Raw genomic sequence first — 22,306 nt, 5'->3', positions numbered from 1 at the left:
ATTTTTCAGGTTTATTATTTCTAAGTGGAAGAATATATTTCCTCATATTCTGCTCAATATTTTGAGAGAGTTTTTGCTGAAAAAGAGTGTAAAAGAAAGTCTGGCTATGATAGTTTTTGATCACTCTAGAACTAGCTATAAAACTAGACAGCAGAGAGATGTAGTCTTGATTGACTGTTGATTTTGTCTCAGATAGCCGATTTAGTTTTTTTGGAGCCAATTCCACTGCATAGAGCTGGAATGGCATAGAAAATGATGAAAATGGCTCCTAGCCAGAAGTTTGTCAATAAAGGATAAACGATAGAGATGCAGGTGAAACCAAGAGAACCAATGATAATCAAAGTGGATTCTACATAATTTTCTTCTATCTGTTTCACATCATTTTCCAAGTCAGAAAGAATATCTTCATTTGCCAGTTGATTTTCATACAAAAAAGTAGCAAACATCTTTCCTTTTATATTTGCATTGAAATCTGCAATGACTTTTGCATAGAAATAGCGTTTGCCTGCCAAACCTAAGACAATCAGCATATTTCCAAGAATTCCCAACATCAAGATTTGCCAGAGAATTCTTAAATTTTTCGTTTGAAAATTATCAATAATCATCCGAACGAGCGTTGGGTTTAAAACTGAATCAATCCATGTCAGCACGATAAACAGAAAGTAAATCGCTAGTAGTTTTTTGAAATAAATCGTTTCAGCATATTTGATAAGTCCTATCTAAAATACGAATATTTAAAAACTCTCAAAAAGCCGTTTGAGAGTTTTTAAGCGCGCCGTAGCAGTTTTTTAACCAAACTGAGAATTTTAAATTTTAATGGCTGTGGATAATAGTGGAAAGTGCCCATTTTACGAACAATGTAACCATTGAAGTTTTGTTTGAAACGGAGAACGCCGTCAGACCCGTCGAAAATTCCTGTAATGCCAAGAAAATTGTAAAAAGGAATGTTTCGCTTGAGAGCTTCTTTCATGACATATTCTTGGAGAAGTGCTGGGGCGTAGAATTTGTTAAATTCAGGATAGGAACCACTAAAGAGGTAGGTCGCTTCTTGTGGTGTATAGAGGAAGAGGCTGCCAGCAAGCACTTGGTCTTCCATTCCATATTTATCTATCAATTCTTGTGCTTCGGCCTTACGTGTTTCAAAGCTTTCAAATTGGCTAGATAATTCACGCAGTTGATTGTGCTTTTTCTCCGACTGAGGATTTTTTTCTAAATCCGCTTCTAATTTTTGAATTTTTTGTCTGAGTTTTTTTTGATCATTTTGCAGATGTTGCAGATAATCTTGAAAATTAAGCGTTGCAATCATAAAGTCTGCTTGATTGCCAAAAGCATCGTAGAAATCTTGGTAATAATCCAAAGGTTTGTCACTATATTCACGGCGCTCGGAAGTGGCAGAAGTGATTTCCTTGAAAATATTTAATTCATCTCGCTTCAATTTTTTTAATTGAATGCCGAAAGTATTGGCTTTTTTTACAGTCGATTTACCATTTTTGCTGAAGGATTTGAGCAGATCTTTTTCAGTTAGTTCAGTCAGGTCTTTGACATAGTGCCAATCAGGTTCGCCGCCTGGATAACCTGTCTGCAAGCCATCAAATTCATAACCTAAGTCTGTCAACTCTTTTATCAATTCTGTTTTTTCGGGCGAGGTCGGCTGGCCATTGCTGTCAAATGTTTGATAAGTTTCATAAGGTTTGATAATTAGCTCTAAAGCACCATTTTCTTTGGCGTAGGTCTTGAGTTCACGGTAAAAAGCTTGCAGGTCGTGAGGATTTGTTGAAACAGGACCGCAATTGATTTCCATGTGCAGTCCGCCTGTCATGGGCATACTGTAGAGCACGGCTGAAACGGTTAATTCACCGTGTTCATCTGTGTGACCGACATATTGGCAAGTAAAACCGCGTTTCGCTAAGAGCATTTCCATTTCTACTGTTTGCATAAAAGAACGTTGAGTGCAAGACGCGCTATGGTTTACAAATTCTTCCTGACTAAGTCGTTTGAATGTCATATGATTCCTTTCTTAGTGTTTGCTGCGGAATTTCTTTCTCAAAGTATAGGCAAGGTTAGAGAGATGATAGAGTGGATTGGTTGGCAAGTTAAACTCACCGACAAACTCTTCAATGGTTGGATTGAACTTGGACTTAAAGTGATAAAGTCCGCCGTCTAGATCGTTTTCAACTCCCCCCATATTTTGCCAATCGACGCCACGTTCAAAGGCGTGCTTTGCTGTTTCATACCAAGTGAGGAGAGCTGGCTGGTAGCGGCGGTATTCTTCATCCATTCCAGCATAGATATTTTCAGAAGTGGCACCATATTCGAGAACCAAAGTTCCAGAGAGAGGAACAATAGTTGCTCCCTGTGCTATTTTTTCTGACAAGAAATCCATTTCTTCTTGCAGTCGTTTTTGTTCTTGCTTATTGTTTTCAATTTTACCAGGTTTAGTTTTTTCAGTGAATTTGCTGGCTTCTTTTTCAGCTTTGGCTTTTTGAGCTTGAAGACTTTCTAGACGCTCATTTAGGTCAATGCTTGCAAGTGTGATATAGGAATGCTCTGGGTAAGTATCAAGGAGTTTTTGATAATAGTCCTTCCCCCGCAAGTGAATACTCTTTCGATTCTCGGTTTTTTTCATCAAAGCAGAGAAATCATCCAAAAGTTCTTTGCCACCAAACTGGACTTGAATGCCTTTGTTTCGTGCAGTGCGAATGGCTTGGCGTGTACTTTTTGATAAAAGTTCTTCGCTGAAATTATCCTTATAAATATTTGCTTGAAAACGTGGCTGAATCGTTTCATCAAGTGATTCTGTTCGCCCCACCCAAATAGCTCCCGCTTTCTGGAGATTTTGAATCACGTCAAGTGTTTCTTGCTGTTCTTTTCTGTTTTCTCCAATTTGAGCCTGCACGAGGAAAAGACTCGGATCAAACTTGATAAAAAGAGCTTTTTTAGTTTTAGCAAATTGTTTCAAGGAAGTCAGGACAAATTGCAGTAATTCTTGATTCTGATAATCCATAATAGGACCGCGAGGAATATAAAGCATAGTCATACCGAGCGGCAAAGGCTTGATGAGAATACTAGCAGAAGCCACTAATTGGTTATTTTTGTAAAAGCCAATTCGTTCATTGTCCCAATTATCTTTGACCTTTGCCCAAGAAGCACTTTGAAGCAAGTTGGTTTGAGAACTTTTCTTAACAAAATCATCGTGTTCTTGAGCAGATATTCCTATTTTATAAGTGTACATTAGTTTAAAACCCACTCTCTAATAGCGTATGCAACGCCGGATTCATCGTTTGATTTGGTGATATATTTGGCAATTTTCTTCAACTCGTCAGTCCCATTTTCCATTACAACAGGATTTCCCACAACTTCTAGCATCGCACGGTCATTTTCTTCATCACCAATTGCCATGGTTTCCTCTTTTGTCAATCCTAATTTTTCCGCTAGATGCACGACTGCAGCCCCTTTATTGACGGATTTTTTGACAATTTCTAAGTAAAAAGGTGCAGATTTTACGAGTGTATACTTGTCGTACAATTCTTTTGGAAGTTTGGCGATTGCTTGATCCAAAATTTCTGGTTCATCAATATACATGATTTTGACGATTTCTTTATCTACCATTTCTTCTGGGGTGCGGTAATAGACTGGCATATTGACCAGTCCGGCCTCGTAAACGGTATATTTTCCAATGTTACGGTTAGCAGTATAAATACCGTCCTTGGTGATAGCGTGCATGTGAACCCCTAATTTGCGACTGAGACATTCAATATCCAAATAATCATCGTAGGTTAGAGTTTCTTTGATATATTCTTCCCCTGTAACTGTATCTTGAACCAGCCCGCCATTGAAGGTAATGACATAATTACCTGGCTCGTTTAGGTGTAACTCTTCAAGCAAATTTCTCACTCCTGGAATGGGGCGTCCAGTTGCAATGACAATCTTTACTCCAGCAGCTTTGGCATCTTGTACAGCAGAAAAAACTTCTGGTGTGACTTCTCTTTTGGTGTTTAATAAGGTTCCGTCAATATCAACGGCAACTAGTTTAATACTCATGTTCGTGTGCTTCTCCATATATAAATTGGTCGTTTTTGATATACGACAAGAAAGTTTTACTATTTTCACTAAAAAGTCCAGCTTCTTTCAGCATTTCTTTTGGGAAATAGAAACGGTTGTCGCCGTGCCTTGTGCCTGCTAATGTTTCGACGATAGGGGATAAAGTGGACAACTCCGCGAGACTGCCATCCTTTTGGATAATTTCAATCTGAGTGCGTGGTTTTTCGACATCTGGACGATAAAAATCATAAGGTAGATCAAAATTGCGGTGAATAGCGGTATAGTAGTCAGGATCAAAACCGACTTCTGCAACCAAATCCCGCATAACATTCAGATTTTTTTCATTTTCCTTTGAAAAAATAATGGATTTAAAGACTTTGCGGTTGATGAAACGCTGTGCCAAGTCAGACAAAATCGTATCAGGGCTTGTCATCCAGACCTGAAAATAAGTATTCATCACGCCGTCATCCAGTGCTAAATAATCTTTCAAGGTCACTCGCTTTTCAAAGAAAGGAATGAGGTTGGGAGAAGAGAGTGCAAAATAGTCTTTCTGCTTTTCGTAGAGAAATTTAGCTCGCTTGAGCAAGTTTTGCAAGAGCACTTCCATTGCCCGACTAGCAGGATGAAAATAAACCTGCATATACATCTGGTAGCGACTAACGACATAGTCTTCCACGGCATGCATGCCGTTGCGCTTAAAAGCAATGCCATTTTCAACAGGACAAATAACGCGCAAAATCCGTGTTAAATCAAATTGTCCATAAGAAGCGCCTGTATAGTAGGAGTCTCGCAAGAGATAATCCATGCGATCGACATCAATCTGACTGGAAATAAGTTGCACCACCTGTTTGTTTGGATAGGTGTGGTTGATAACGCTGGCTACTTTTTCCGGAAAATCAGGCGAAACTTGAACCAGAACTTTGTTAATCTCAGTCTCTGGATTGGTGATAATCTGGCGTGTAATTTCCTCGTGGTCGGTATCAAAGAGACGCTCGAAAGTATGTGAATAAGCGCCGTGACCGACATCGTGCAAGAGGGCTGTTGCCATGACAAGTAAGCTTTCATGACAATCCCAAACCTCTGGATATTTTTCGTCAAAGATTTTTGTAATTCGTCTTGAAATTTCATATGCTCCGAGGCAATGCGAAAAACGGCTGTGCTCGCCTCCGTGAAAAGTATAGCCGGAAGTTCCTAACTGTTTAATGCGGCGCAGTCGTTGAAATTCTTTGGTGTTTATTAAATCATAGATGACTTGGTGATCCACATGAATGTAATTGTGGACGGGATCACGAAATACTTTTTCAATCATGGCTCTATTATACCACATCTCGTCTAGCAGTCCAAATAACAAAGTAATCTATAACCTCTGAAAATAGCGATTCAAACTTGCTGTTTTAATTCAAAAATTCTCCCATTCAGAGCTATGGTAAAATAAAAGTATAAGAAAAAATGGGAGAAATATTTTTGATTTTCTGCTAAAATGAAAAAAGAAATAGGAAGACGAGGAAATTTGAAGAGTGAAAATTAGAATCCAAAATCGAATTCAAATGGATGAGCAAGTGGAACAAATTGACCAAAGTTACGATGTAGATTGGACTCAAAAGGGCGCTTATCATTATTTATTGTTTAAAAATGAAGAAGGAGAGAAGGTTGTGCTGAAGTTTCATGATGAAGAACTAGTCATGACACGCTTCTCTACTCATAAATCTTTGATGCGGTTTATCAAAGGAGGAGAAGCCTTGATTGGAATTCCCACACCGGTCGGCATACAGCAATTTATCACAAAAACAAGTCATTACCAGGTTGATTTGAAAAAGCAGACACTTGAACTGCATTATCAATTGAGAACACCTGATGGCGGTCGAGCTTTTGCGGATTATCAAATGGAAATTTCGTGGAGGTAGAAAGTGATGGGAAGAATCCTTTTTAGTTTAGTAATAGCGGCTATTTTTATTCTCAGCAGATTTATTTGGTTTTTTATAACAAGACAAAGCTTAATATGTTCTTTGACCTAACAGGGACACTTGTCATAGCGATTATTTTATTTATTGCGTCTTATTCTTTGTTGGGTAAAATAGATAGAAATTGAACTTTTTTTGCTTGAAAAAATTGAAGAATTTGATATAATAAAAACACTCAAGGGAGTAGCTAGCGGGATATCCGTTACAAGGTCGTCAATACGAAAGCAATTTCCGGCCTTGTATGAAACAGCGAGACTTGTTGCAATAAACAGGTCTCTTTTTGTTTGTCAAAAAGGGATCAAAGGAGGAAATATTTTGTCAAAAGAACAAAAACGCCAAGCGTTTTATACGCAAGGTTCGGAGGAAGTTTTAAAAAATTTAGAAACTTCTGAGCAAGGTTTATCAAGCAATGAAGCCGCTAAGCGTTTAGACGAATACGGACGCAATGAACTGGATGAGGGAGAGAAAAAATCCCTTCTGATGAAATTCGTTGAGCAATTTAAGGATTTGATGATTCTTATTTTGCTGATTGCGGCTATTCTTTCGGTTGTGACTTCAGGTGGTGAAGATATTGCAGATGCGATTATTATCCTAGCTGTGGTCATTATTAATGCCATTTTTGGAGTTTACCAAGAAGGTAAGGCAGAAGAAGCAATTGAAGCACTCAAATCTATGTCTAGCCCAGCTGCGCGTGCGCTGCGTGACGGGCATGTGACAGAAGTAGACTCAAAAGAATTGGTCCCTGGAGACATCGTTATGCTGGAAGCAGGTGATGTGGTACCTGCTGACATGCGTCTTTTAGAAGCAAATTCTTTAAAAATTGAAGAAGCGGCTCTGACTGGCGAATCCGTTCCAGTTGAAAAACATCTGACTGTTGATGTAGCTGCTGATGCAGGTATTGGCGACCGTATCAATATGGCATTCCAAAATTCAAACGTTACGTATGGACGTGGAATGGGTGTCGTTGTCAATACAGGTATGTTTACAGAAGTCGGTCATATTGCTGGTATGCTCCAAAATGCTGATGAAACAGATACTCCACTCAAGCAAAATCTAAATGGTCTTTCAAAAGTGCTGACCTATGCGATTTTAATCATTGCAGCAATCACTTTTGTGGTCGGCGTATTTGTTCAAGGAAAAGACCCGCTGGGCGAATTGATGACATCAGTCGCACTTGCTGTGGCAGCAATTCCAGAAGGACTTCCTGCTATTGTGACCATTGTCTTGGCACTTGGCACACAAGTTTTGGCGAAGAGAAATTCCATTGTCAGAAAGCTTCCTGCAGTTGAGACGCTTGGCTCTACTGAAATTATTGCTTCTGATAAGACGGGAACCTTGACCATGAACAAGATGACGGTTGAAAAAGTCTTTTATGACGGCAGTTTGCATGAAGCAAAACAAGATATTGACCTCGGACTTGACTTGCCATTGTTACGCTCGGTTGTCCTTGCTAATGATACTAAAATCGATCAAGATGGAAAACTCATTGGAGATCCAACGGAAACAGCTTTTGTTCAGTATGCACTTGATAAAGGGTATGATGTCAAGGCCTTTTTGCAACAGTATCCTCGTGTAGCAGAGTTGCCGTTCGATTCTGAACGTAAGCTCATGTCAACCATTCATCCTTTGCCAGATGGTAAATTCTTGGTTGCTGTAAAAGGTGCGCCAGATCAACTTTTAAAACGTTGTGTGGCTCGTGACAAGGCAGGCGATATTGCGCCGATTGATGAGGCAACGACTCAGTTAATTAAGGAAAATAACTCAGGTATGGCTCATCAGGCTCTGCGTGTGTTAGCTGGTGCCTACAAAATTATTGATGAAATTCCAGAAAACTTAACGTCTGAAAATCTTGAAAATGATTTAATATTCACAGGTATGATTGGAATGATTGATCCTGAACGACCAGAAGCTGCTGAAGCTGTTCGAGTGGCTAAAGAAGCGGGTATCCGTCCGATTATGATTACGGGTGATCACCAAGACACAGCGGAAGCTATTGCTAAACGCCTTGGAATTATCAATGATGATAGTAAAGACCATGTCATGACTGGTGCTGAGCTTAATGAATTGTCAGATGAAGAGTTTGAAAAAGTTGTTTGTCAATATTCTGTCTATGCGCGTGTATCTCCTGAGCATAAGGTGCGGATTGTCAAAGCATGGCAACATCAAGGCAAGGTTGTTGCTATGACAGGTGACGGTGTAAATGATGCACCAGCTTTGAAGACAGCCGACATCGGTATCGGAATGGGGATTACAGGGACAGAAGTTTCGAAAGGTGCTTCTGACATGATTCTGGCTGATGATAATTTTGCAACGATTATCGTGGCTGTTGAGGAAGGACGGAAAGTCTTCTCTAACATTCAAAAGACCATTCAATATTTGCTTTCAGCCAATACAGCAGAAGTGTTGACGATTTTCCTTGCAACTCTTTTTGGCTGGGATGTGCTGCAGCCGGTTCATCTTCTCTGGATTAACCTTGTGACAGATACTTTCCCAGCTATTGCACTAGGGGTTGAGCCAGCTGAGCCGGGTGTGATGACGCATAAACCGCGTGGTCGTAAGTCTAGCTTTTTCTCAGGTGGTGTCATGAGTTCGATTATTTATCAAGGGCTTTTGCAAGGTGCTTTGGTACTCGGTGTTTATGCTTATGCTTTGATGAATCCAGTTCATGTTGGTGACATGAGAGCTATTCATGCGGATGCGTTGACCATGTCCTTTGCAACGCTTGGACTAATCCAGCTTTTCCATGCCTTTAATGTGAAATCTGTTTATCAATCACTTCTAACAGTTGGGCCATTCAAATCTAAAACTTTCAACTGGTCTATTCTTGTTTCATTCATTTTATTGGCTTCTACCATTTTGGTTGAGCCACTAGAAGGAATTTTCCATGTAACAAAATTAGACCTCTCACAATGGGCAGCCGTTCTCATTGGAAGTTTCTCCATGATTATCATCGTAGAAATTGTTAAATTTGTTCAACGTAAATTAGGCATGGATAAAAATGCCATTTAAGACAGAAAAGTCATCTTCGGGTGGCTTTTTTAATTGTCAAACTATAATAAAAAATTGCCGTGAATACGACAATTTTAAGTCCTTATTACAAGCCATAAATACGAACATCTGGATCTTGTTTCCAAAGTGGTTGAAGTCCAACAAAAACATCATTTTTGAACATATCACTTTGTAGATAATTTTGAGCGTGCTCAACAGAGTCAAAACCATGTAAAACTTGCACATCTTCTGTGCGAATAAGTAAGTTCTTGCTCACAGCCCCTTCGATAGTATCTAGAAATGGCTTGCGATAGTCATTATAAACTTTCGCTACGGCAGGACGACTTTCATCCGGAATATCTAGAGTGATTTGTAAATATGCTTTAACTTGAGACATAGTATTAAGTTCCCTTTCCTTTTATTTGAATTTATTATAAAATAGTGCTATTTTAAATGCAATATGTTACCAAATTAGTGAGTAACTAACTATAAGCAGAAATGCTAGATATTACAGATACTGTTCTCTCTAGAACTTTGAAAGAATTGATGCAAAATAATATGGTAGAAAGACGACAATATAATGAAATCCCTATGCGTGTTACTTATCAGTTAATAGAAAAAGCAGAGTCTGTGATACCAATTTTTGAAACGATATGTCAATGGTCAAAAAAGTATTTAGCACCTGATGATATTAATAATAGTATTTGTGGACAGTTTCCTAAACAGGATGGTGAGTTTTTCATCTTAGCCGAGGAATAAAATGGTAAGAATAAAAGATAGTTTACAGCAGAAGTTACTTGATCATCAAGTGCGTTATGAAAGGGAAGAAATTCTTTGGATGTTAGATTATATCGGTCATCCTGATTATAAAATACGAGATGAGTTAATTTTTGTTACTCTAGCTAGAGCCATACAAAAGCAACTATTTACAAAGGAACAGTTTGATTTTGTAGCGATTGAGGCTCTAAAACGACAGGGACTCTTGTATAAAAAAGAAGAGGTTGGTCAAGCGACTCTAACTCGATCTTTCACGGCTTTATTATTCGTTAATTTGCTACATGCGGATGCTAAGAAAAATTCACTTTATTTTAAAAGGCTCTCTAGTCAGCAAAGAATGGCTCTATTTGAACAAGGACTGTCTTATTTGTTGTACGAAAATGATAGGATTGGTTATTCTGAAGAATATGGTTGGGTGCATGCCTTTGCTCATGGCGCAGATCTTTTAGTTGAGATTATTTGTCACCCAGATTTTCCTATAATACGAGTAAATGAAGTTCTTCAAGTACTAGAAAAGATTTTTAAAAGAGTGAATTGGCGCTTTATCAGCGATGAGGACTGGCGTTTGGCACGGGTCATCTATCAGGCTATTTTAAATGAGAGACTCTCACAAACCAGAGTTGCAACTTGGTTAGCTTCACTTGATTTTCCACTAGAAAAACCAGTAGACTTTTTGCAATTTTCTAATGCTCGTTCATGCTTGTTAGAAGTTTATCTTCAGTTAGACAAAGAAAAAGCTCTCTCAGACGAGCTAAGAGAAGCTATTCAGTTGTTTTCGTACTAAATATCAAAAATGATAAGTGCATCTTCTAGTTCTTTTTGGAGGTGCTTTTTCTTATATGATTGGAAAAGAGATAAGTCTTTTACTGCATTATAGCGTTTGTGGAGACGGTACATTTGAGATATTTTGTATTGAGGATAATCCTCGAAGAATTGTTGGGTCAACTGCCATTCGCGGATGTAACCAAGAGGTCTTGTATGATAGCAGACACTGTCAATCATTCGAGCGGAGTGGCGGTGGTGAAGATGACCAAAGACAACACCTTTCACACCATATTTGACAAAGAGCTCATGAAAGGTCTGATTACCCAGAAAAGTATTAAAGCGCTGAAAATAAGGGTGATTGTAAAGAAAATCTTTGTGAGGAACAAAATGCATAGCTAGGATAATAGGATCATTCAGAGAAGTCAAAATTCTCTCAAGTTGTTCTAGGGTCTGTTGAGTGAGTATAGGGTCATCAGTGTTGCGGTTCAATCGTCTATCAAACCAGAAAAATTGCTTGGTTCGTTTGTGTTCTTCAGGTGTTTTTTCGGGGACGAAGCCATAGTCATACCAACCTGCTAGGCTAATAAACTGAGTCTGTCCAAATGATTGTACATTGAAATTGTGCTGTTGAATGTCGTCTTCAGTCATTCCTAGCATGTCATGATTGCCTAAATTGTAAGAAACGGAGAAGGATTTTTTGAGCTTTTGTAAAAAAGGCAAACTAATGTGTTCAAAATCATTAGACAGATCCCCTGCAAAGTGAATGTGGTCAACTTTTTTCTTTTTTAGTAAATCAATCAAAATGGTGATGTCTTCATCGGTAAATTGGTTTGAATCCAAATGAAGATCGCTCATAAATGCTAAATTTGTCATGCTCCTAGTGTAGCATATTTGAGGGACGATGAAAGAAATAAATTTTTCATCAAAAATCATAGGAAAGTTTAAGTCTTTTGGTGTAAAATAGAAGTAAGTGGAGGTCTACGAATGATAAAATTAGTAGCATTTGACATGGACGGTACATTTCTGCGCTCAGACAATACCTATGATGTGGAGCGCTTTGAGAAAATTTATCGACCATTGCAAGAAAAAGATATAAAAGTGGTCGTCATTTCAGGCAATCAATATGCCCAACTGGCTTCATTTTTTCCAAAACACCAGTCTGAATTGATAATCGTTTCAGAAAATGGAGCACTAATTTTTGAAGGTGATAAGCTATTACGAGAAGCAAAAATTGCTAGAACAGAGATTGAAAAAGTTTTAGATGTGCTTGTGTCAGAAGACTTAGAAAATGCAACAACTCTTTGCGGACTTCATTCTACTTATTTGCTCAAGTCAGCACCCAAACAGTACAAAGAAGAAATTGCAATTTATTACCATACTTTGAAAGAAATCTCTAATTTTCAGGATTTACCAGAAGATGATTTTGTCAAGTTAGCTTTATTGGTGCCAGAAGAAAAAACAGATCAACTCCTTGAAAAGCTAAATCAAGTTACTGGTCAACTCGTTCAGGCAGTTTCAAGTGGACATGGTTCGATTGATATCATCCAAAGAGGTGTTCATAAAGGCTCTGCTCTTGAATTCCTTAGTCAGCATTTTGGTATTGCACTACAGGAGATGATGGCTTTTGGGGACGGTGGAAATGACCTAGAAATGCTAGCTTATGTGGGTCACAGCTATGCGATGGCAATGCTCCTGAAAAGGTCAAGAAAACAGCAAAGTATCAAGCGCCAAGCAATCAAGAATCAGGCGTTTTAGAAGTTCTTGAACAAGAGATTGTAACATAACTCATTACATACGCATCATTTTGGTATATCTATCCTCTTAATATTTTTAGCCAGACGGCAACCTATCTAACAATCATGTAACAAAGAACGAAATTTCTTGATTCAGAATTAGAAATTTTATACAATAACTATTATTGGACTCTATCAGAAATTAGAAAAAAATACTGACTTGTGATATAATAAAACGATATGTGAAAAGAGGTAAGTATGGATATTTCAGAAATTCGTCAAAAAATTGACGCAAATCGTGAAAAATTAGCTTCTTTCAGGGGGTCTCTTTGACTTAGAAGGTCTGGAAGAAGAAATTGCAATCTTAGAAAATAAGATGACAGAACCTGATTTTTGGGATGATAATATTGCAGCGCAAAAAACATCTCAAGAATTAAACGAACTTAAGCAAACCTATGATAACTTCCAGCAAATGACTGATTTATTTGATGAATCAGAGATTTTGCTTGATTTTCTAGCGGAGGATGATTCTGTACAGGAAGAGTTGGAAGAAAAATTAGCAGAGTTGGAAACAAAAATGACCGGCTATGAAATGACACTCCTCTTGTCGGAACCTTATGATAATAACAATGCTATCCTTGAAATTCATCCAGGCTCTGGTGGAACAGAAGCCCAAGACTGGGGGGATATGTTGCTGCGGATGTATACACGCTTTGGCAATGCTCATGGTTTCAAGGTTGAAGTATTGGATTATCAAGCGGGAGATGAAGCAGGAATTAAATCTGTTACCTTGTCTTTTGAGGGTCCTCATGCCTATGGTTTGTTGAAGTCTGAAATGGGAGTTCATCGATTGGTACGCATTTCGCCATTTGACTCAGCTAAACGTCGTCACACTTCTTTTACTTCAGTGGAAGTCATGCCGGAGTTGGATGACACGATTGAAATTGAGGTGCGAGACGAAGACATCAAGATGGACACTTTCCGTTCCGGTGGTGCTGGCGGGCAAAATGTCAACAAAGTTTCAACCGGTGTTCGTTTAACCCACATACCAACGGGAATTGTGACACAATCCACTGTTGACCGCACACAATATGGAAACCGTGATCGGGCAATGAAATTGCTTCAAGCGAAACTCTACCAAATGGAGCAAGAAAAGAAAGCAGCTGAAGTGGATTCCTTAAAGGGAGACAAAAAAGAAATTTCTTGGGGAAGTCAAATCCGCTCTTATGTCTTTACTCCTTACACGATGGTCAAAGATCATCGGACAGGCTTTGAAGTCGCACAGGTCGACAAAGTCATGGACGGAGATATTGATGGCTTCATCGATGCCTACTTGAAATGGCGGTTAAACTAAACATTAAATTTACGAGAGTGGTGCAGACAATTGTAATTGCAATGCAATCATAGTTTCCTCTCCCACTCCCTCAACTATCTTACGAAAGGAACTCTTAACAATAAATGTCAATTATTGAAATGAGAGATGTTGTCAAAAAGTATGACAACGGGACAACAGCCCTGCGTGGTGTGTCCATTGAAGTAGAGCCAGGAGAATTCACCTATATTGTAGGTCCTTCTGGAGCAGGGAAATCAACTTTTATTCGATTATTGTATCGTGAAGTGAAAGTTGATAAGGGAAGTCTGCAAGTTGCTGGCTTTAATCTTGCTAAAATTAAAAAACGCGATATTCCAATGTTGCGTCGTAATGTTGGCGTCGTTTTCCAAGACTATAAGTTGCTACCCAAAAAGACAGTCTATGAAAATATCGCCTACGCTATGGAAGTTATTGGAGAACGCCGTCGGAATATCAAAAAGCGCGTTATGGAAGTGTTGGATTTGGTTGGTTTAAAACACAAAGTCCGTTCATTTCCAAATGAACTCTCAGGAGGGGAGCAGCAGCGAATTGCCATTGCTCGTGCGATTGTGAACAATCCTAAAGTTTTGATTGCCGATGAGCCGACAGGAAATTTGGACCCAGATAATTCGTGGGAAATCATGAATCTACTGGAGCGAATTAACCTTCAAGGAACAACTGTTTTAATGGCCACTCATAATAGCCAAATTGTAAATACTTTGCGTCACCGCGTTATTGCCATCGAAAATGGTCGTGTGGTGCGTGATGAAGCAAAAGGAGAGTACGGATACGATGAATAGTAGATTTTTAAGTCACCTGCTTGAATCGCTCAAAAGTTTGAAGCGAAATGGTTGGATGACAGTTGCTGCAGTCAGCTCCGTGATGATTACACTAGGGTTAGTCGCAATCTTTGTGTCAGTCATTTTAAACACGGCGAAGCTAGCAACAGATATTGAAAATAATGTGCGGGTTATGGTCTATATGCGACCAGATACAGCGGACAATGAAGAGACTATTACAAAAGAAGGTCAAACAGTCAAAAATGAGGACTACCATAAGGTATATGATGCCCTCAACAAAATGTCAAATGTGAAATCAGTAACATTTTCTAGCAAGCAAGAACAATTAAAGAAACTAACAGAAGTCATGGGTAAAGATTGGAAACTCTTTGAAGGAGATGCCAATCCCCTGCATGACGCTTATATTGTTGATACAACCGACCCCAAATACGTCACCTCTGTCGCAAACAATGCGAAGAAAGTGGAAGGGGTTTCTGAAGTAGAATACGGTGGAGCCAATACAAAACGTATTTTTGCGTTAGCTAATTTTATTCGTACATGGGGAATTGTAGGAGCGCTCCTCTTAGTCTTTATTGCTGTTTTCTTGATTTCAAATACTATTCGGATTACGATTATTTCACGTAGTCGTGAAATTCAAATTATGCGTCTGGTGGGAGCAAAAAACAGTTACATTCGAGGTCCGTTCTTGTTAGAAGGAGCTTGGATTGGCTTGCTTGGGGCAGTTGTTCCAGCTGGCTTGGTCTATTTTATTTACGAAATGGCCTATAAGTCATTTAATCCATCTCTTGCTAGTCAAAATCTTTCCATGATTGTACCAAAAACCTTTATTCCATTGATGATTTCCTTCCTTTTTGTAGTAGGAATTATCATCGGAGCATTTGGCTCGGTTCTCTCAATGAGACGATTCTTGAAAATTTAAAAAAGAAGTGATAATAAAAACCCTATTGAACCCTGACCCGAAAGTTAGACAGAAAAATCTAACTTTTGAGATGCAGTTCATTTAGGGCTTTTTTAATGCAAAAATGGATTAAACATTTTTTCATGGACAATGGTGGTTTGAGAACCATGCCCAGGATAAACGTCATAATCAGGCAAGGTCAGTAATTCGTTTTTGATGCTAGAAATGAGTTGTGCCATATTTCCAGTATAGAGGTCCGTTCGACCAATTGATTCGCAGAATAAAGCATCGCCAGTTAAAATAAAGTGCTCGTTAGGAAAGATGATTGAAACACCACCGATTGAATGTCCTGGTGTTGGTACGACGTAAAAATAAAAATCATCTAGACTGTAAGGACTATGATAGTCAAAAAAGACATCGGCAGGCTGGAGAATGATGTTATCAATATCTTGGTGGCGAGCTAGTCCAGATAGATTATACTCCGGAGTGTAAAGCCAAGTTGCTTCACTTTCAGAGACATAGACAGGTGGATGTCCAAAATGTTGACGAACTAAATCAACACTCATAATATGATCGTAATGAGTATGGGTCAGCAAAATAGCTGTAATTGGCTTATTGATTTCTTGGATTTTTGCTACAATTTTATCCCAGTCACTACCTGGATCAACTACGATAAGATGATGCTCATTTTCTAAATAATAAGTATTTTCGTATGCTTGAGCGTTTAAAGTTTTATGAATCGTTATCATGAGAACTCCTTTCACTTCATAGTTTAGCAAAAAATATGAAAAATGACATAAAAGAAATATCAAGCTATTTGTCAAGGGAAAATAAGGCATAAAACGTGATACGAAATAGTTGGATTTATGGTATAATTTTTCTAATATGACACAAGAAAAAAGAAAATATGCTGTGGTAGATTTAGAGGCAACGAGTGCCAGCAGCAACGCCAAGATTATTCAAGTCGGGATTGTGCTGATTGAAAATGGTCAGATTGTTAAAACTTATGAAACCGATGTGAATCCTCATGAGAAGCTGGATTCTCATATTTGCCAATTAACAGGATTGACAGACAAGCGATTGAGAAGGGCGCCAGACTTTTCTCAAGTAGCTCGTGAGATTTATGAGTTGATTGAGGATGCCATTTTTGTGGCTCATAATGTGAAATTTGATGCTAATTTATTAGCAGAAGCCCTCTTTTGGGAAGGATTTGAATTAGTGACTCCGAGGGTAGATACAGTAGAGCTTGCGCAAGTCTTTTTCCCAACGTTTGAAAAATACAATCTAGGAATATTATGTGAACAGTTAGACATTCCTTTGAAACATGCGCATACAGCGCTTGCAGATGCCTCAGCAACGGCTACATTATTTTTAAAAATACAAGAAAAAATCCAAAAACTTCCGAAAGAATTAGTGGAATATTTGTTGAAATTTTCGGATAGTTTGATTTACGAATCATGCTTAGCAATAGAAGATGCTTTTAACCAAATGTCGGACATAACTTGCCACGATTTGATGAAGTGGCAGGGGATTTTTCTTAGAAAAAGTAAAAAAATTAAAAAAGCGAGAAAACTATCCAAAAATTTCCAACACAACATCAATTTACTGGATTTAGAGGAGCGAAAAGAACAAGATGAGTTTGCGCATGATGTAGAACGAGCTTTAAAAAGTCAGCAGCCAAGTTTTTTACAAGCTCAGACAGGTTTAGGCAAGACCTATGGTTACTTGCTTCCGGCTTTGGTTCAAACGAGCAAGCAAATTTTGGTAACGGTTCCTACGAAAGTGTTGCAGGATCAGATTGTAGCAAATGAAGGACAGAACTTAGAACAAATTTTTCATATTTCTCTTCATAGCTTAAAAAGTCCTGCCAATTATTTGAAACTTGACTTCTTTTATGATAGTTTGCAACAAGTAGATGATAATCGTCTGGTCAATCGTTGCAAAATGTTACTTTTAGTTTGGCTCACAGAAACAGAATCTGGTGATTTGGATGAAATTGGTCAACGACATCGCTATCAGACCTACTTTCAACAGGTGCTTCATGATGGAAAATTGAGCAAAAAATCCCTCTTTTATGGTGCAGATTTTTGGCAAAAAGGTCAAGAAAAGTCCAAACGCAGTCGTGTATTAGTGACCAATCATGCTTATTTTTTGACGCGGCTAGAAGATGATAAATCTATAGTGGAGAATCGACTTTTGATTGTAGATGAAGCTCAGAAGTTGTTTTTAGCTTTGGAAAATCTCTCTCGAAAATTGCTCAATATGACAAAATGCTTGCAGCAGATTCAATCAGAACTTGAAACAACAGATACCATTTTGCAACATCGGTTAATAGAGGACATTCAATTTGAATTGACTCATGCGATGGAACAATTCCAACGTTACAAGAAAAATGAGCTAACGAAAGAAACCTGTTCCAAACTCCGACAAGATTTATCAGAGTTAGATCAAAGCTCTCTTTCTGACTTACGCACTATTTTTGCCACAAAATATGACCAGTTCTGGTTAAAAGAAGAGCAATTTGATGACTATCGAGTAACGATGTTGGAAGCTGCTTGCCTAGAAGTGCTAGATTTTAGAGCCTTGCTACCTGAAGAAGTGCAAGTCTTGTTCGTTTCAGCCACGCTTGAAATCAGTAAAAAAGTGCATTTAGCGCATTTACTTGGTTTTGAACATGCACCATTTTATCAGTTACCACAAAAGCAGAAACATCAGCAGAAAATATGGCTGGATAAGAATTTTCCAAATGTTGTAGACTTGGATGTGGACACTTATGCAGAATTGATTGTCAAATGGGTTCATAAATTAGCTACTCAGGAAGTTCCACTTCTCGTTTTATTTACATCGAAAGCGTTATTATTAGCTGTTTCAGAACGCTTACGCCTGCCTCACTTAGCCCAGTACAAGAATGGTGAAGCGGCTAATATTAAACGTCGTTTTGACAGAGGGGAAACGAGTATTTTACTAGGGGCTGGTAGTTTTTGGGAGGGAACGGATTTCTCCAGTCAGGAGCAAATGATTGAAGTTATTACACGGATTCCATTTGACAATCCGAGTGATTTCTTTACGCAGAAACTCAATCGCAAATTGCGGCAAGAAGGCAAGAATCCTTTTTATGATTATAGTTTACCTGTTGCGATTTTACGCCTAAAACAGGCTTTGGGACGTACAATTCGACATCAAGAGCAGCAGTCAGCAGTCGTCATTTTAGACAATCGCATGTTAACCAAACGTTACGGACGCCAAATTCAGACAGCCTTGGAAAAAATTGCTCCAATATCCGTCACAAGTATGAAAAAAATTCCAAAAGAAATCGAGCAATTTTTGAGGAAGAAATCTCCTTAACGTCAGCAGAGTAGAAGACTCAGTTAAAATGTAAACTGAGTTTTTTTGATAAAAGTACGAATTTCCTCCGCTGCTAGTTTTAAATTTTGTTATAATAGAAACACAAAGAAAGAAGGTTCGATATGTATCAAAAATATCTTTCAGGGATTGGCTTTGCTTTTGTACTAGCAGCAGTAGCTACTGTCTTGGGAAATTTCTTCCCCTTGATAGGTTCTAGTGTTTTTGCCATTCTTTTGGGAATTTTAGCTAATAATCTTTTTCAGATAAAGAAGACGTATCATGCTGGATTGGCCTATTCGGGTAAGAAATTACTACAGTATTCCATTATTTTACTGGGGTTTAGTATGTCCATTGGTCGGGTTTCTGCTACAGGCATCTCCTCTTTAAAAATTAGCATTTTAACTATACTGATTGCTTTTATTTCAGCTTATGTGGTAGGACGTCTGTTGGGAATGGGCAAAGTTCTAACCACTTTAATTGGATTTGGAACGGCTATTTGTGGTGGTTCTGCCATTGCAGCAGCTTCGCCGATTTTAGAAGCAAAAGATGAAGACATCGCTTTATCTATTTCAACAATTTTTTTCTTTAACATTTTAGCAGTTTTTATTTTCCCATTTTTGGGACATTTGATGCACATGAATGATGCGACATTTGGAACTTGGGCAGGAACAGCTATCAATGATACGTCATCTGTTGTAGCAGCGGGCTACACTTACAGTCAGTCAGCAGGAGATTTAGCAACGATTGTTAAGCTCAGTCGTGCTCTAATGATTGTACCAGCTTGTCTCATCTTTGCAGGAGTCCGATATGTACGCTCACAAAACAGTCATCAAAAAGTCGATTTAAAGAAAATTTTCCCTTGGTTTATTTTGTGGTTTGTTGTGGCGTCTATTGTTACTAGTGTTGGGATTTTTCCAAGTTCGCTCGTTCCTGCAACGAAGTTCTTGTCACAGTGGCTCATGGCAATGGCTCTTGCTGGAATTGGTGCAAGAGTATCCTTTGGGCAATTTAGAAAAGCAGGCGCAGCGCCGTTGTTGACAGGAGCATTTGCTTGGTTTGCAGTTGCTGTATCTAGCTTAATTATTCAATACTTTTTCTCGTAAAAGTGCTTTAAAAGTGACTGACATTTATTACGTATGTTGGAGGAGATATGCCTTATCAAAAACGCTCGATTGATTCACGAGTGGACTATAGTTTAATATTACCGGTATTTTGTTTGCTTTTTATTGGTGTTGTAGCCATTTATATCGCTGTTAGTCATGATTATCCAAAAAATGTTTGGCCAATTGTAGGGCAGCAGATTGCCTGGATTGCTCTAGGGACAGTTATCAGTCTGGTTATCATGCTATTCAATACAAAATTTCTTTGGCAAATCACGCCATACTTATATGTGTTCGGATTGGCATTGATGGTGCTACCACTTATTTTTTATAGTTCAGAATTAGTCGCTTCAACAGGAGCAAAAAACTGGGTGACTATAGGACATGTGACCTTGTTTCAACCATCTGAATTTATGAAAATTTCTTATATTCTGATGTTGTCACGAGTTGTTGTTAATTTTTTACAGTGCTATAAAGATAGAGAGCGAACGGTTCGATTGGACTTCTTCCTGATTTTTGAGTTAGCCCTTTATACCTTACCCGTTCTGATTTTATTGGCATTGCAGAGTGACCTAGGGACTGCATTAGTCTTTATCGCAATCTTTTCAGGAATTGTCCTCTTATCAGGTGTGTCTTGGAAAATCATTGTACCAGTTGTTTTGACCATTCTGGTTGTAGGCGGTGGCTTTTTACTTATCTTCATTTCAAAAGACGGGCGAGCTTTTTTGCACCAAATTGGGATGCCAACCTATCAGATCAACCGTATTTTGGCTTGGCTGAATCCGTTTGACTACGCTCAAACCACTACTTATCAACAGGCACAAGGTCAAATAGCAATTGGTAGTGGTGGTCTCTGGGGACAAGGGTTTAATGTATCCAATCTATTGGTTCCTGTGCGTGAAAGCGATATGATTTTTACGGTTATTGCAGAAGATTTTGGCTTTGTCGGCGCAACAGTTGTGATTGCCTTGTATTTGCTCTTGATCTATCGTATGCTAAAAATTACGCTGAAATCAAATAATCAATTTTATACATATATTTCAACTGGTTTCATCATGATGTTGCTCTTTCATATTTTTGAAAATATCGGAGCAGTGACGGGAATTTTGCCTTTGACAGGGATTCCACTTCCATTTATTTCGCAAGGGGGTTCCTCTATCATCAGTAATTTAATCGGGGTTGGACTCTTGCTTTCGATAAGCTATCAAAATAATCTCACAGATGAAAAAAAGATACGCTATCCTCAAAGACGTAAAAAAGTGGTTTTAAAACGATTAAAATAAAGGAGAAGAAAAATGATAAAAGTAGCTGTTATGTTAGCCAATGGCTTTGAAGAAATTGAAGCATTGACGGTTGTGGATGTTCTTCGCCGTGCAGGAATTCTATGTGACATGATTGGATTTGAAAAAGTGGTAACAGGTTCTCATGGTATTTCAGTTCAAGCAGATAAAGTTTGGGCTGGAAAGTTAGAGGATTATGACTTAGTGGTACTGCCGGGAGGAATGCCTGGTGCGACAAATTTGCGAGATGATGATCGTTTGATGTCAGCTCTACAAAAGATGCAAGAAGAAGGCAAGTGGATAGCAGCCATTTGCGCAGCACCAATCGCACTTAATCGGGCAGGAATTTTAAAGAACAAACAATTTACCTGTTATGATGGTATCGAGTCAGATATTGAAACTGGAACTTACATCAAACAAACTGTCGTTGTTGATGGGAAAGTGATTACCAGCCGAGGTCCCGCAACTGCTCTAACTTTTGCTTATGAGCTGGTTCATCAGTTAGGTGGAGACAGTGAGCAGCTTGCAACGGCGATGCTTTACAATGATGTCTATAGTGATTGATGTTCTATGATACTAAAACTTATTTGGAATGATCCAAGTAAGTTTTTTTATGAAAATTCATGTCTAAAATAGGCTTTCCTATCTGTTTTAACAGCCATTTTTTACAAAAATATGTTATAATAAAAGGTATGGATTATCAAGATTATATTTGGGATTTAGGGGGGACTCTCCTCAATAATTACGAGACGTCAACGGCTGCATTTGTAGAAACGTTAGCTAGTTTTGGGATTCAAGCTGCCCATGATGATGTTTACAAGGCGCTAAAGGTTTCAACTCCCTATGCAGTTGCTCAATTTGCGCCCAACATTCCTGCATTTTTACGAACTTATAAAGTGAATGAAGCAAGAGAGTTAGCTCATCCAGTATTATTTGAAGGTGCTGCAGATTTGCTCAAGAATATCGTTGCACAAGGAGGGCGTAATTTTCTGATTTCTCATCGGAATGATCAGGTTTTAGAGATTCTTGATAAAACAGGGATTTCAGGCTGCTTTACAGAAGTGGTGACTTCTAATCGTGGTTTTAAGAGAAAGCCAAATCCTGAGTCAATGCTGTATTTAAAAGATAAGTATCAGATTGAGAATGGGTTAGTCATCGGAGATCGCTCAATTGACACAGAAGCGGGTCAATCAGCTGGCTTTGCAACTTATCTCTTTGATGATATGGAAAATCTCAAGAAATTTATAAAAATATAGAAAAGGAATCG

Annotated in this window: 21 protein-coding genes; 13 read left to right on the top strand and 8 right to left on the bottom strand. The window is 38.5% G+C overall.

Going from position 1 to position 22,306, the window contains the following annotated elements:
* Window positions 1-188 precede the first annotated feature (188 nt).
* The 5 genes from IYQ23_RS01890 to IYQ23_RS01870 all read right to left on the bottom strand — a co-directional run bounded on the left by IYQ23_RS01890 (window position 189) and on the right by IYQ23_RS01870 (window position 5,350).
* The gene (locus IYQ23_RS01890; RefSeq protein ID WP_229311893.1) at window positions 189-650 is read right to left on the bottom strand and encodes an ABC transporter ATP-binding protein; all 462 of its coding nucleotides are present in this window, start codon (window positions 648-650) and stop codon (window positions 189-191) included.
* Between the two features lie 116 nt (window positions 651-766).
* On the bottom strand, window positions 767-2,005 hold the full coding sequence (locus tag IYQ23_RS01885) for an aminoacyltransferase (protein WP_195673909.1): 1,239 nt from the start codon (window positions 2,003-2,005) through the stop codon (window positions 767-769).
* A 12-nt stretch (window positions 2,006-2,017) separates the two neighbouring features.
* Window positions 2,018-3,232, bottom strand: a complete 1,215-nt coding sequence (locus IYQ23_RS01880) for an aminoacyltransferase (RefSeq protein WP_195673908.1) — start codon at window positions 3,230-3,232, stop codon at window positions 2,018-2,020.
* Window positions 3,232-4,041, bottom strand: coding sequence for a sugar-phosphatase (gene yidA / locus IYQ23_RS01875; protein ID WP_024051939.1), 810 nt, complete (start codon window positions 4,039-4,041; stop codon window positions 3,232-3,234). The genes IYQ23_RS01880 and yidA overlap by 1 nt, the downstream gene beginning before the upstream one ends.
* Window positions 4,031-5,350 carry an HD domain-containing protein gene (locus tag IYQ23_RS01870; protein ID WP_022526787.1) on the bottom strand — a complete coding sequence of 440 codons (1,320 nt, stop codon included), beginning with the start codon at window positions 5,348-5,350 and terminating at the stop codon, window positions 4,031-4,033. Before IYQ23_RS01870 ends, yidA begins: the two co-directional genes overlap by 11 nt.
* Window positions 5,351-5,558: 208 nt before the next feature.
* Here IYQ23_RS01870 and IYQ23_RS01865 point away from each other — a divergent pair, with 208 nt between their 5' ends.
* Together IYQ23_RS01865 and IYQ23_RS01860 are read left to right on the top strand one after the other, a co-directional pair.
* Window positions 5,559-5,945, top strand: coding sequence for a DUF1934 domain-containing protein (locus tag IYQ23_RS01865; RefSeq protein WP_106384651.1), 387 nt, complete (start codon window positions 5,559-5,561; stop codon window positions 5,943-5,945).
* Between the two features lie 372 nt (window positions 5,946-6,317).
* Entirely contained in the window at window positions 6,318-9,011 is a 2,694-nt protein-coding gene (locus IYQ23_RS01860) for a cation-translocating P-type ATPase (RefSeq protein WP_195673907.1), read from the top strand.
* An 85-nt stretch (window positions 9,012-9,096) separates the two neighbouring features.
* Here the strand turns inward: IYQ23_RS01860 and IYQ23_RS01855 are convergent, their stop codons facing one another.
* Window positions 9,097-9,387 (bottom strand): hypothetical protein, encoded by a 291-nt coding sequence (locus IYQ23_RS01855; RefSeq protein WP_126466619.1) that lies wholly within the window; start codon window positions 9,385-9,387, stop codon window positions 9,097-9,099.
* Window positions 9,388-9,488: 101 nt separating this feature from the next.
* Between IYQ23_RS01855 and IYQ23_RS01850 the strand changes: the two genes are divergently transcribed.
* Window positions 9,489-9,749, top strand: a complete 261-nt coding sequence (locus IYQ23_RS01850; RefSeq protein WP_223350875.1) for a winged helix-turn-helix transcriptional regulator — start codon at window positions 9,489-9,491, stop codon at window positions 9,747-9,749.
* A 1-nt stretch (window position 9,750) separates the two neighbouring features.
* Window positions 9,751-10,551 (top strand): DUF2785 domain-containing protein, encoded by an 801-nt coding sequence (locus tag IYQ23_RS01845; protein WP_229311892.1) that lies wholly within the window; start codon window positions 9,751-9,753, stop codon window positions 10,549-10,551.
* Here the strand turns inward: IYQ23_RS01845 and IYQ23_RS01840 are convergent.
* Window positions 10,548-11,405, bottom strand: coding sequence for a metallophosphoesterase (locus IYQ23_RS01840; RefSeq protein WP_195673906.1), 858 nt, complete (start codon window positions 11,403-11,405; stop codon window positions 10,548-10,550). The genes IYQ23_RS01845 and IYQ23_RS01840 overlap by 4 nt on opposite strands.
* 111 nt (window positions 11,406-11,516) lie before the next feature.
* Here IYQ23_RS01840 and IYQ23_RS01835 point away from each other — a divergent pair, with 111 nt between their 5' ends.
* The 4 genes from IYQ23_RS01835 (at window position 11,517) to ftsX (ending at window position 15,335) form a co-directional block, all read left to right on the top strand.
* Complete coding sequence (locus tag IYQ23_RS01835) at window positions 11,517-12,287, top strand: Cof-type HAD-IIB family hydrolase (protein WP_229311891.1); 771 nt, start codon at window positions 11,517-11,519, stop codon at window positions 12,285-12,287.
* 236 nt (window positions 12,288-12,523) lie between these two features.
* Window positions 12,524-13,619, top strand: a protein-coding gene (prfB, locus tag IYQ23_RS01830) for a peptide chain release factor 2 (protein WP_195673905.1) whose coding sequence is annotated in 2 segments (ribosomal slippage) — window positions 12,524-12,595 and window positions 12,597-13,619 — 1,095 coding nt in all. Because the reading frame shifts where the segments join, the coding sequence is not laid out codon by codon here.
* 104 nt (window positions 13,620-13,723) lie between these two features.
* Window positions 13,724-14,416 (top strand): cell division ATP-binding protein FtsE, encoded by a 693-nt coding sequence (gene ftsE / locus IYQ23_RS01825; RefSeq protein ID WP_003025346.1) that lies wholly within the window; start codon window positions 13,724-13,726, stop codon window positions 14,414-14,416.
* The gene (gene ftsX / locus IYQ23_RS01820) at window positions 14,409-15,335 is read left to right on the top strand and encodes a permease-like cell division protein FtsX (protein ID WP_003037328.1); all 927 of its coding nucleotides are present in this window, start codon (window positions 14,409-14,411) and stop codon (window positions 15,333-15,335) included. The genes ftsE and ftsX overlap by 8 nt, the downstream gene beginning before the upstream one ends.
* Window positions 15,336-15,427: 92 nt before the next feature.
* On the opposite strand, the gene IYQ23_RS01815 is transcribed toward ftsX, so the two are convergent.
* Window positions 15,428-16,063 (bottom strand): MBL fold metallo-hydrolase, encoded by a 636-nt coding sequence (locus tag IYQ23_RS01815; RefSeq protein ID WP_195673904.1) that lies wholly within the window; start codon window positions 16,061-16,063, stop codon window positions 15,428-15,430.
* 136 nt (window positions 16,064-16,199) lie between these two features.
* Between IYQ23_RS01815 and IYQ23_RS01810 the strand changes: the two genes are divergently transcribed.
* From IYQ23_RS01810 to IYQ23_RS01790, 5 genes are all read left to right on the top strand, one after another.
* Window positions 16,200-18,659: a bifunctional DnaQ family exonuclease/ATP-dependent helicase gene (locus IYQ23_RS01810; RefSeq protein ID WP_195673903.1), complete on the top strand. Its 2,460-nt coding sequence runs from the start codon at window positions 16,200-16,202 to the stop codon at window positions 18,657-18,659.
* Between the two features lie 122 nt (window positions 18,660-18,781).
* Window positions 18,782-19,762 carry a YeiH family protein gene (locus tag IYQ23_RS01805; RefSeq protein ID WP_106384657.1) on the top strand — a complete coding sequence of 327 codons (981 nt, stop codon included), beginning with the start codon at window positions 18,782-18,784 and terminating at the stop codon, window positions 19,760-19,762.
* Between the two features lie 47 nt (window positions 19,763-19,809).
* Window positions 19,810-21,042, top strand: a complete 1,233-nt coding sequence (locus tag IYQ23_RS01800) for an FtsW/RodA/SpoVE family cell cycle protein (RefSeq protein ID WP_195673902.1) — start codon at window positions 19,810-19,812, stop codon at window positions 21,040-21,042.
* Between the two features lie 12 nt (window positions 21,043-21,054).
* Window positions 21,055-21,603 carry a DJ-1 family glyoxalase III gene (locus IYQ23_RS01795; RefSeq protein WP_195673901.1) on the top strand — a complete coding sequence of 183 codons (549 nt, stop codon included), beginning with the start codon at window positions 21,055-21,057 and terminating at the stop codon, window positions 21,601-21,603.
* 128 nt (window positions 21,604-21,731) lie between these two features.
* On the top strand, window positions 21,732-22,295 hold the full coding sequence (locus tag IYQ23_RS01790; protein ID WP_195673900.1) for an HAD-IA family hydrolase: 564 nt from the start codon (window positions 21,732-21,734) through the stop codon (window positions 22,293-22,295).
* The last annotated feature ends 11 nt before the right edge of the window (window positions 22,296-22,306 follow it).

The sequence above is a fragment of the Streptococcus sp. HF-100 genome (assembly GCF_015594635.1).
Taxonomy (GTDB): domain Bacteria; phylum Bacillota; class Bacilli; order Lactobacillales; family Streptococcaceae; genus Streptococcus; species Streptococcus vaginalis.
This window is presented reverse-complemented; position numbering and strand designations above follow the sequence as displayed.